The sequence below is a fragment of the Anaerovorax odorimutans genome (assembly GCF_024459955.1).
In the GTDB taxonomy this organism is placed as follows: Bacteria; Bacillota; Clostridia; order Peptostreptococcales; family Anaerovoracaceae; genus Hominibacterium; species Hominibacterium odorimutans_A.
In genome coordinates, this window is the sequence record NZ_JANFXK010000008.1 from 158,061 (window position 1) to 168,420 (window position 10,360).

10 protein-coding genes are annotated in these 10,360 nt (G+C 49.7%); 3 read left to right on the forward strand and 7 right to left on the reverse strand.

Annotated elements, in window-relative coordinates; all coding sequences use genetic code 11:
* Window positions 1-147: 147 nt before the first annotated feature.
* The 4 genes from NE619_RS08960 to NE619_RS08975 are packed head-to-tail and all read right to left on the reverse strand — an operon-like array spanning window position 148 to window position 2,628.
* Window positions 148-813 (reverse strand): Crp/Fnr family transcriptional regulator, encoded by a 666-nt coding sequence (locus NE619_RS08960; protein ID WP_256132073.1) that lies wholly within the window; start codon window positions 811-813, stop codon window positions 148-150.
* Window positions 814-866: 53 nt separating this feature from the next.
* Entirely contained in the window at window positions 867-1,337 is a 471-nt protein-coding gene (locus NE619_RS08965) for an HD domain-containing protein (protein ID WP_256132074.1), read from the reverse strand.
* Between the two features lie 14 nt (window positions 1,338-1,351).
* Complete coding sequence (rlmH, locus tag NE619_RS08970; protein WP_256132075.1) at window positions 1,352-1,831, reverse strand: 23S rRNA (pseudouridine(1915)-N(3))-methyltransferase RlmH; 480 nt, start codon at window positions 1,829-1,831, stop codon at window positions 1,352-1,354.
* A gap of 2 nt (window positions 1,832-1,833) precedes the next feature.
* Window positions 1,834-2,628, reverse strand: a complete 795-nt coding sequence (locus tag NE619_RS08975; protein WP_256132076.1) for an MBL fold metallo-hydrolase — start codon at window positions 2,626-2,628, stop codon at window positions 1,834-1,836.
* Between the two features lie 106 nt (window positions 2,629-2,734).
* Here NE619_RS08975 and NE619_RS08980 point away from each other — a divergent pair, with 106 nt between their 5' ends.
* Together NE619_RS08980 and NE619_RS08985 are read left to right on the forward strand one after the other, a co-directional pair.
* Window positions 2,735-3,289, forward strand: a complete 555-nt coding sequence (locus NE619_RS08980; protein ID WP_256132077.1) for a ribonuclease H family protein — start codon at window positions 2,735-2,737, stop codon at window positions 3,287-3,289.
* Between the two features lie 137 nt (window positions 3,290-3,426).
* A complete protein-coding gene (locus NE619_RS08985; RefSeq protein WP_256132078.1) occupies window positions 3,427-5,247 on the forward strand; it encodes a GDSL-type esterase/lipase family protein in 1,821 nt (606 codons plus the stop codon).
* A gap of 474 nt (window positions 5,248-5,721) precedes the next feature.
* Here the strand turns inward: NE619_RS08985 and NE619_RS08990 are convergent, their stop codons facing one another.
* From NE619_RS08990 to NE619_RS09000, 3 genes are read right to left on the reverse strand one after another with little or no spacing between them, the layout of a single operon-like run.
* A complete protein-coding gene (locus NE619_RS08990; RefSeq protein WP_256132079.1) occupies window positions 5,722-6,855 on the reverse strand; it encodes an aminotransferase class V-fold PLP-dependent enzyme in 1,134 nt (377 codons plus the stop codon).
* 56 nt (window positions 6,856-6,911) lie between these two features.
* On the reverse strand, window positions 6,912-7,664 hold the full coding sequence (locus NE619_RS08995) for a DNA alkylation repair protein (RefSeq protein ID WP_256132080.1): 753 nt from the start codon (window positions 7,662-7,664) through the stop codon (window positions 6,912-6,914).
* 11 nt (window positions 7,665-7,675) lie between these two features.
* Window positions 7,676-8,848: a DUF362 domain-containing protein gene (locus NE619_RS09000; RefSeq protein ID WP_256132081.1), complete on the reverse strand. Its 1,173-nt coding sequence runs from the start codon at window positions 8,846-8,848 to the stop codon at window positions 7,676-7,678.
* A gap of 337 nt (window positions 8,849-9,185) precedes the next feature.
* Here NE619_RS09000 and NE619_RS09005 point away from each other — a divergent pair, with 337 nt between their 5' ends.
* A complete protein-coding gene (locus NE619_RS09005; RefSeq protein WP_256132082.1) occupies window positions 9,186-9,986 on the forward strand; it encodes a hypothetical protein in 801 nt (266 codons plus the stop codon).
* Window positions 9,987-10,360: the final 374 nt, after the last annotated feature.

A 10,360-nucleotide genomic window follows, 5' to 3' on the forward strand; every position in this document is an offset into this window, starting at 1 on the left:
CCGTGAAGGCAATCCTGCAGCAGTCCCGTTTCTCCGGGCAAATTATTATTAATGTTTTGAAGAAAAGTCATGGTTTGTACCACAGTTCATACTATAGCACAACTTTCCCCGCAATGTCGTTGGCACGCCAACATTTTATAAATTTTTTTATAAAAGCTTAAATTTGTCCTTTTTAAAATCGATCAGGCCATCCCGTTTCATCTGGTTCAGCTCATAGGAAAGGGCGCTGCGGTTGACGCACAGGTATTGGGCAAACTGCTCCCGGTCCATATGTATGGAAAAAGTATCCCTGCCGGTCTTTCGGCCCATGATACGCAGATAAGTCATGATCCGGTCCCGCAGACCTCGCTTTGACAGCGTTTCGATCTTGTAAAGCTTTTTGATGTTATCGTCGGCCAGAATATGGAGCAGCGCCAGCAGCAGCTGTCGGGAATAATCGCTTCGCTGTATACTGGAAAAATCAGCAAGCAGAACCACCGCTTCTTCATTGGCCACATAGGTAAGCGGCGAAGTCTTCCGCCTGGAAACCGCGGCCTCAGCCCCGAAAATCTCGCCTCGCTGGTACATATACATCAGGTCCACGCTACCCTCCAGATAAAACTTTTCTCCCCTTACCGTTCCCGAATGAAGGATCGCGATGCTGTCGATCACCTCTTCCTCAGAAAAGATGATTTCCTCTTCCGCGTATTGCCGGACCTTGATCTTCATTCCGCTTACTGCCTTAGAGTGGAGCTTTTTGGGGACCTCTTTCAAGATGCCGCAGGCCTCGATTGTCGCCAGCTGTTCTTCGCCTGCCGGCTTTGATATTCTCATATTGGACGTCACCTTTCTTTCCATTGGCATATTCCGCCGGCTGAAAGGAGAGCCTACACTTCTCTTCCCAGCAGCTTTTCCAGACGCACTTTTTGCTCTTCCCTGGCAAATCCGTATCCGTACTGATAAAAGTCCAGTACGTCCGCATCCTTGACGATCTCTTCCAGCGGGCTGCCGATCTCAGCCTTTTTGCTGTGATTCTTTACGGCAATACCAATCTGCTGAATTTCATCCTCTTCAAAGAGCCCGGTTCCCCTGAGAAATTCCATGGAAGGCTCATATCCCACTTCCGCATGGTTTTCCTGCTTTCCGGTAATAATCCTGCCATAGTCGTGCACTGCGCAGGCGGCTGCGGCCAGGATCGGGTCCACGCCCCGTTCTTCCGCAAAAAGATAGCCCAGCTTGGCGCAGCTGACAATGTGAACTCTCTCCCAGTCGATGAAATGGGAACGTTCCGGCACCAGTTTTTCATATTTATCAATTTCTTTCAGCAAAGCGCTCTGCAGTCTTAATATTTTTTTCATGATATCCTCCCTGTTTATTTATGATAAGGTTCATTTTTTAAAATTTTAAAGCTCCTGTACACCTGCTCCAGCAGGATCACCCGCATCATTTGATGGGGAAAGGTCATCTGTGAGAAAGACAGCTTGTAATCAGCTCGCCGGGAAACTTCCCCGGAAAGTCCCAGAGAACCGCCAATGATAAAGACGACGCGCCCCCAGCCCCCGCCGGAAACCTGCCCGATCTGTTCAGCCAGTTCTTCCGAGGTGAGAGTCTTGCCCCGGATTTCCAAAGTAATCACGTAATCGTTCTTTTTTATCCGGCCCAGAATGGCCTCGCCTTCTTCCTTTTTCACTGCGTTTTCTTCTGCTTCAGAGGCTCGGTCAGGCAGCCTCGCTTCCTTTAATTCCTCAATGGTCAGCCGGCAGTATTTTCCCAGCCGCTTGGAATATTCGGCCACGGCCTCGGTCCAGTACCTCTCCTTCAGTTTTCCGATACAGATCACACTTATGTTCAACGCTACACCTCGTACACCGCACTGACACAGTCCCGCAGCATGACTTCCATCTGCAGCCTGTCTCCTATGTAAATATCTTCTTCCTGCAAAATATTGGTGATGGTCATTTTCGCCAGCTCCGGTTCATTGTTCTGATGGCTCAGGTGGCCCAGCAGAACCCGCCGCGCCTTATCCTTGACTTCCATCAGCTTGCAGATGCATTTGCCCGCCGTCACGTTGGAAAGGTGCCCGTGGTCCCCCAGGATTCTCCGTTTGGTCTGATAGGGATAGCCGCACATTTTCAGCACTTCCACTTCGTGATTGGCCTCCAGCACCAATAGATCGGCATCTACGATTTCGTCAAAGATCTCCTCTGTGATACATCCCGCATCAGTCAGAATGCTGATCTGCCTCCCTTCCGCATAAAGGGAAAAGCCCACCGGTTCCGCTGCGTCATGAGGAATGGAGAAGGGCCTTATTAAAATATCTTCAATATAAAAGTCTTCGCCAGTGGTGAAAAAAGCTTTCTTGTCCTCTGCTACTTTTCGCTCGATGTTGGACCAGGTTGCTTCGTTGGCGTAAGCTTTGGCGTTGCACGCTTTCTTTGTGACTATGGGAAGGCTCTTGACGTGGTCGATATGCTCATGGGTAATCAAAACCGCCCTGACCTGTTCCGGTTCCGCGCCGGCCTGTTCAAGCCCTTCGAAAATCCGTTTGCCGCTAATGCCCACATCCACTAAAATCACGGTATCGTCATGCCTCACCATGTAGCAGTTGCCGCTGCTGCCGCTGGCAAAAGAGCAAAAATTCAATGCCATATTTTATCCTCACTTCTTGTCATTTTCTATTTTTATAGGATACTCCACTTGTGCGAACCTGTCAATCTATCGTATAATACGAAAGATGAAAGATAGAGGTATGATTATGAGAAATGACAATGTATTAAGAATCTATACGGACGGCGGCTGTTCGGGGAACCAAAGCGCTGAGAATTTCGGGGGCTGGGGCGCTGTTCTGGAATTTGCCGGGCATAAAAAAGAGCTCTTCGGGGGAGAAGCGAATACCACCAACAACCGTATGGAAATGACGGCTCTTCTGGAAGCGTTCCGGGCTATAAAAAAAGAGGATCAGGTCATTGAAGTCTATTCGGACAGTTCTTACCTGATGGATTGTTTTCGAAAAAAGTGGTATAAAAACTGGCTGAAAAACGGGTGGAAAACTGCTGCCAAAAAGCCGGTGGAAAACCAGGATCTCTGGGAGGCTCTGCTGCCTTATCTGGAACAGCACCGCATCGATTTTTACCGGGTAAAGGGGCATGTGAATCTGGACAGCCCTTCCACCAATTTTGATAAGCTCTATCAAAAGTTTGTGGAGTGGAACGGCAGCCGGTTTTCCTTTGAGGACTTTCAGTATGTCACGGAAAAAAACAACCGGGCTGACGAGCTGGCAAATATGGGGATCGATCAGGTAAGGGGCTGACAGGCCCCTTTTTTCCTGCAAACTATGCTTAAAATTGTGTAAATCCGGCAGGTCTTCCCAAGGAAGCTTTCCTCCATGATAAAATATAAGGCAGACAGCCGCACAGCGGCACTACTACAAATACCAAGGAGGCAGCGATGAAAATGACAGGAAAAGGAAGGCGGCCGGGCCGCACAATACTGGTTTTCTCAATTACCATTCTCACCGCCCTGACACTGACGCTCGCGCCCTGTGCATACGGGGCTTCCGGCGTCAGCGCAGGCACGACGTTCACCAATGAAAAGACAGGTTCTGCAGTGGACTATCAGATTTTGAAGGACTGCAAGACGGTCCGGATGGGTGATGGCAGCAAAGCCGCCGTTTCATCCAGCGATCAGGGCACGGTTTTCATTCCCAAGGATGTCACCTATTACAAAGGCTGGGAAGATCCTTACACCTTTTGCGTTACGCAAATTGCGCCCAATGCGTTCAAGGGCCGCAGCGATATAAAGAAAGTAAAAATTGAGGCGGACGTAACCTTTGAGCCGCATGCTCTCGACGGTCTGGCCAAAACCACAATCTTTGAAACCAGCAGTCTTTCGACTAAGAAAGCACTGCTTGCCTATGGGATACCCCTCGAAAGAGTCATCTACAAAGGTCTTCGGACAAAATATGTGGCTTTCGGGGACAGCATTGCCGCCGGCTATGCCCTTCCCGAATATGTGAGCGATCCCCTGGGCCGGGGAGATGCTCTTCCAACTCCCAAGGATGCTTTTGTTTCCCTGGTTGGAGCCGGCCTGGAAAAGAGCGACGGCCCCTCTCTCACCGATAATCAGGCGGCATCGGGCTGGACCAGCCAGCAGCTTTTAGACTGCCTCAAACGGGGCGATTACGATTCTTCCCTTGCTGATGCGGATGTGATAACGGTCACCATTGGCTCCAACGATCTGCTGGGGCCCTTTATCGAAATCATAGAGCAGGCTTTCAAGGATAAGCTCAATGATATCGAGGTTCTGGACAGGAATGTCGCAAAAATTATAAAGATTAAGGCCATCACCAAGGCAATTCCTGCTGTTATTGACGAAATCAACAGTCAGCTCCACGACAACCAAACGCTTTTGCAGGCCTGCAAGGAGTTCCGGGATACCATCCAGCCTGCTATTCTGGCAGAACTCAAGAAAAAGGCACCCAGCGCGGAGCTGTACTGGACAACGCTGTACAATCCCTTTGCTAAACAGACCTTTGATCTGAAAGCATTAATGCCGGGACTCGAAACTGTAAGCCCCAACATCTGGAACAGCCTGAACCCGATTGACCTGGACAGTTATGGCGCCAAATATATTAAAGAAATGAACAAAGCCTTCAACAACAGCTCCGGCTATCACGTCATTGATCTTTACGATGACTTTGATCAGGCTGGCCTTACCAACGTCCAAATCAGCCACGACAGCAATGGTATCAGTCTCAACTTTGATCCCCACCCCAATACAAAGGGGCATAAAGTTATCGCGGATTTGGCGCTGCCCGTTATCCAAAGCACGTATGCTTCAAAGGCTCCCGCGGCGGATCTTTCAAATTTGAAAAATATTACCGCCTATTCGCTGTCCGGAAATAAAGGCAAAATCGATCAGGCCTCCGGCAGCATAGCGGTCACCGTGCCTTACGGCACCGATATCAAGGCTTTGACCGCTTCTTTCCAGGCCAGCAAAGGTGCCCTGGTGACTGTCGGCGGCAAAAAGCAGGTCAGCGGCAAAACGGTTCATAATTTTACCAAGCCGGTAACTTATGATGTGACGGCCGAGGACGGGACGATGCGAAGCTATAAAGTCAAGGTTGCGATCGCTCCTGCCGGAGATGCGAAGGCCGCAGGGTCCACGGTAAATACCGGGGATGAGTTTCCGGCGGTTCCGCTCTTTGCCCTCGCATTGGGCGCAGCCATGATCTGCGGTCTGCTGGTCATTGGGAGGCGAAGGAACTAGATTTTTCTGTTATAGCAGCTTGCCGCACTTTTTCGTGCGGCAAGCGCAGTTGCAGCGGGCTGAAACCCCGAATATCAACGGCCACGAATAACGATACACTCCATTCACCGCCTCTGGGAGCGGGTTGAGGCCCCGAATATCAATGAACGCCTGAAAGCAGCGCAATTATTGATAGTTTCACAGCAATTTGGGGAAATAGAAGCGGCAAAATATCAATGGAGCGTATTCTAATATGCCAGTTTGATAATTTTGTCCGGATTTTACCGGTTTCTTCCCTGAAAATATCACCGAGCCTTGATACAATTGCATATTTTGATATTCGGGCTTTGAGCTCTTTTTTTGGCTTGAAGATCCTTTTTCAGCCCCTGCCCGGACCGCAATCATATCAGGCGGCAGGATTCTATGGCATTTACTCCACAGAATCCTGCCGCCTTACTGTTTTCATCAAAAAACGCCATGGGAATGACCGCGCTATCAGCTTTTGGAAATGGCGTATATTGCGTCGGCCGCCGCCTTCATCTCTCTGGCATTGTTGTAGATTCCCATGCTCATGCGCACGGCCCCACAGTCCCAGGTGCCGATGGTCTTGTGGGCCAGACCGGCGCAATGATAGCCGCCTCGCACTGCAATTCCATATTCATCGTTTAACAGCGATGCAACTTCTTCACAATTATACCCGTTGATATTAAATGTGACAATGCCCACCTTTTTTCTACAGTCCGATGGGCCATAAACCGTCACGTTTTTCATGTTGCGCAGGCTCTGGTCGAGAATTTTGGTCAGTTCTTTCTGATGCTGCCGAATCACTTCCACCCCGATCTTATTGACAAATCCCGCCGAATATCCCAGGCCAATGATTCCGGGCGCATTGATGGTTCCTGTCTCAAATCCTTCCGGAAGTTCGGTGGGCTGAATAATCTCCCGTGAAACAGTCCCCGTCCCCCCTTCCATGAGAGACTGCAGTTCGATGCCTTCCCGCACGTACAGCATTCCTGTGCCCAGCGGCCCCAGCAATCCCTTGTGCCCCGGAACCGCCAAAAGATCCATATTCCTCACGTCCATGGGCACATGCCCCGCGCCCTGAGCGCCGTCCACCATAAAGAGAATTCCTCTATTCCTGCACAGCAATCCCAGCTCGTCAACCGGCATAATGGTTCCTGTTACATTGGACGCCTGGGTACAGACAATCAGCCGGGTGTTTTCCCGAATCGCATCCTCCACTTTTGATACATCCAAGCTGCCGTCACTGGCGCAGGGAATCAGGGTGTATTCCACGCCCCGGTCGGCCAGAGCCCGCAGCGGCCGCAGTACGGAATTGTGCTCCATCACAGTTGTGATTACATGGTCTCCCGATTTTAGCACGCCTTTGATTCCTATATTCAGCGCTTCCGTCGTATTACTGGTAAAAATAATGCGGTCCGGTTTTTCAATCTTAAAAAAACGGGCCAGCGTTTTTCTTGCCTGATAGACCTCTTCCCCGGTCCTGCGGGACAGATCGTGCCCCGAGCGGCCGGGATTGCCGCAATAGGACGACATGCACAGATCCATTGCCTCGATCATACCCTTAGGCTTAGGGAAGGACGTTGCTCCGTTATCTAAATAAATCATTGATTTTCCCTCCTAAAGTATCAGGATATGCGGGAAAATATCAGAAAGTGTTTTCTTCACCTGCGCTTTAGCAGGTTGAGTCTGGCTTTGTCCTCTTTGGAAACCCGATAGGATTCTCTGATTTTCTGAATCGCCTTGTTATGGGTAAAATCGTCCATTTCGTTGTTCTCTATCAAAGCCTCCGTTTTCTGCGGAAAGGCTATGTAGCACATGGACAGCGCCCAGGCAGCCGCCATCTTGACATAATATCCGTCGTGGCGGATGGAGCTGACGGTCGCAAGAATGGCGTCAATGTGGTCCTCATCAATATAATGGTTCATGAGCATCACAATGCCGAAACGAATGAAGTATTCCCGATCATCTTCAAGGTAGTCCTGTAAAAAATCCCATACTGGCTGCCGGTTTTCCTCTATATCGACAAACTTCAAATCTCCGCAGAAGGTATCGCATACTGCCCAATTGTCGATTCGCGGAACAAAGCGATCTATATATGTCAACCGCTTTTCCCTTTCCATCCGGGCCGCGGCTATAACCATTCCCTGCAGCATCACCTCTTCATAGAAGAGTTCCGTGCCCCCGATGCCCTGAGGGTTCGGCCTGCAGTTTTCCAGTTCCGTCAGATATTTCTCCCAGTCATCCTTTTCCCGGCCGCCCTTTACGATCTCTTTCGCCACCTTTCTTATGGCCGGCACGCGCACGCCCAGCACCCGCTCTTTATTTATGCCCGGGATCAGTTTACAATTGAAGTCTCTGTAATCGCTTTCCGCCAGGCCGCGCAGCTGCTCCAGCCGATCTGTTCTCATGGTCATTTTCTTTATCCTCACAGCTTCCAGTTCCGATCAGCAATTTTCGCCAATCTGGTGGTTTTCACATCAATGGCCTTTTCCGGACACATTTCCTGGCAGCAATAGCATTTAATACATTTCCGGTATCGATACGCGGGTTTTCCTTTTTTCATGTAAATCGCTTTTTCATCCAGCGGACAGGCCTGAATGCAGACTCCGCACCCAATGCAATTCTCTCTTTTCACATACGGTTTCCGGTCCAGCAGCGGCTGCAGGAATCGAATGCTTTTAAATTGACCCCGGAATCCCGGGTCCCGTTCCACGTTGAAATCGGGATTGCCCCAGCGGGAAACAGCTTCTTCCATAGAAATGTCGCCCTCTTCTGTCATCAGCACAATGTCCTCTGTCTTACAGGTGCCGATTCCGTATTTCTGTCCATACAAATTGGTAGCTACCAGCTCCGGGTCCAGATTTACAAGGCGACAGAACACTGTATCCAAAGCCACTGGATCAGCGGAAGCCAGGATCACGTACATGGGAGTGGGGTCGCCCGACTGAGGGCCGTTTCCTTCCATTGCCATAATGCCATCCATGATATGCAATCTGGGGCGTACCAGCCGGTTCAGGTCTGCGATCATCCGCCCAAAAACGTCCGCATTGGGAAAACGCGCATGGCTGGCCCCTTTATTAAAGCCGTATACGCAACCGAAGGTATTCTTCATGGCGCCGGTAATCCGTTCCAGCTGGTGGGTCTTCATTTTACATAGATTGATAATGGCATCCATTTCCAGAACTCCTTTGCATAAAACAAAGTGATCCGCCGCATGGCCATCGGGAAAGGGGACCTGCTCCCCCTCTTCAAAATCGGCGATTTCGATTCCCAGGTCCTCCGCCACCTGTCGGAGCCCGCAGCCGTCAGCAGTCTGTGCGACTCCAATCAAATGGTTGCCCGGGGAATCTCCATAATACAGCTCTTCAAATCCATTCTGCCGCAAAAGGCGGCCCACTGCCCCGAACACCTCCGGATGGGTGGTACAGGCGTTTTCCGGGTCTGTTCTGGCTAAAAGATTGGGCTTGAGAATGATGCTTTCCTCCGAGCTGACAAACTGCTTCCACCCTCCCAAAAGCTCTACGGCTGTGGAAACCGCATGCTCCACCAGTTCCGGTTTATATTTTCTGCAATCCACGATTGCTACTTTGCTTTTCATGGTACACCTCCTTTGAGTCCTTCTATTATACTCCTTTTTCTTTTTACAGAGTATATCGGAAGCACAATTTTGCATTTTTATCAACATAGGCGCGGTTTTTTTGGGGAATGTTGAAGTTTTTTCAATGTTTGCAGCCTCTCCGGCCGGAGACCTGGCTGCCTTGGCACCTTGCAGCCTGCCAAGCACCCTGCAATCCCGCAACTTTCTTCAACAAGCAGCACAAATTGCATCCAATGTTGAGAGAAAAAATCTTTTTCCTTTATTTTACATTTTATGGTTGCATTTTGTTCGTTTCAATTGTATAATTACATTATTTTCCAGTTAAGAGGAGGTTTTTATGTATACTCAGTTAAGATTGATACAGGCAGTAAAGGCGGAGCGAACCAGACAGCAGGCTTTAGTAACCAATCTGGAAACCGTGCTACCTGAACTGCCGGCCGGTCATCTCTTCTACCGCGATGGCAACTACTATCGAATTGTCTTCACAGGGGGTAAGCGGATGCAAATTCGTATACCACAGTATTCTCCATCAGGGGAAGCTTTGATTCATGAACTGCGCGCCAAACGTTACGCAACCAAGGCGCTGCCTGTTTTAAAGAAGAATTTAAAATGCTGCGACCAATTTCTGCAGAAGTTCCAGATCTACGACCCGGCTAAAATTGCCGAAACTTTACCGTCCTATTATGCTCCGGAGTTCACCGGTATTCTGCTGAATGGGGATCTTGATCCGAAGCTCTGGGCCAAAACGCCCTATGCCCACAACGCTGCCTTTCCTGAAAACCTCATTTACAAGTCGGAAGGCGGCCTGAGCACCCGTTCTAAGGCAGAGGCCGACATCGCCACTCGGCTGGAGCAGATGGGTTTCATCTTTCGTTATGAACCTCTGCTGCAATTGGGAAACAGATTTTTTTATCCTGATTTCTGCATCGTTCATCCTATCCACAGGCGGCTCGTTTATTGGGAACATTTTGGGAAAATGGATGAACCGGACTATTCAAATAAAACCATGGAGAAGCTAAGCGTGTACGCGGAGCACGGCTACCATTTGGGCGATAACCTCATCATGACCTGGGAGACCAAAGCAAAGCCTTTAACCTTTGCCCATATTAACGACCGGATTGAAACGTATTTTTGCTGATGCAAGGCTGGCTGGCGCAGCAATGTAAAGCTGATGCAAAAAGGTTCAACAGCTCAGGATCTGGAGCTTTCGCTGGTACTGTCCAGCAGATGTAAAGTTGATACAAAAAGGTTCAACAGCCTGCTGTTTTTTCATCGGCTGTTGAACCTTTTCCAACGTTTGCAGCCACCATACCCCGCTTCCGGGCTGTTTTAGCGCCCCGCAGCCTGCCGGACACCCTGCAACCCCACAACTTTCCTCAACAGATAGCACAAATTGCAGCCTTTGTTGTAGGAAAAAATCAAATCCCTTTATTTTACATTTCTCCCGCCGGCTTTTCGCTCTCGTAAGCTGCTCAGTTACACTATTTCCGAGCCAGCAAGGGTTCTATCTAC

Excerpts from the sequence above, each read along its gene's own strand:
- NE619_RS08965 (WP_256132074.1), bottom strand. The coding sequence starts at position 1,337 with ATGAAAAAAATATTAAGACTGCAGAGCGCTTTGCTGAAAGAAATTGAT.
- NE619_RS09005 (WP_256132082.1), top strand. The coding sequence starts at position 9,186 with ATGTATACTCAGTTAAGATTGATACAGGCAGTAAAGGCGGAGCGAACC.
- NE619_RS08990 (WP_256132079.1), bottom strand. The coding sequence starts at position 6,855 with ATGATTTATTTAGATAACGGAGCAACGTCCTTCCCTAAGCCTAAGGGT.
- NE619_RS08975 (WP_256132076.1), bottom strand. The coding sequence starts at position 2,628 with ATGGCATTGAATTTTTGCTCTTTTGCCAGCGGCAGCAGCGGCAACTGC.
- NE619_RS08995 (WP_256132080.1), bottom strand. The coding sequence starts at position 7,664 with ATGACCATGAGAACAGATCGGCTGGAGCAGCTGCGCGGCCTGGCGGAA.
- NE619_RS09000 (WP_256132081.1), bottom strand. The coding sequence starts at position 8,848 with ATGAAAAGCAAAGTAGCAATCGTGGATTGCAGAAAATATAAACCGGAA.
- NE619_RS08960 (WP_256132073.1), bottom strand. The coding sequence starts at position 813 with ATGAGAATATCAAAGCCGGCAGGCGAAGAACAGCTGGCGACAATCGAG.
- NE619_RS08980 (WP_256132077.1), top strand. The coding sequence starts at position 2,735 with ATGAGAAATGACAATGTATTAAGAATCTATACGGACGGCGGCTGTTCG.
- NE619_RS08985 (WP_256132078.1), top strand. The coding sequence starts at position 3,427 with ATGAAAATGACAGGAAAAGGAAGGCGGCCGGGCCGCACAATACTGGTT.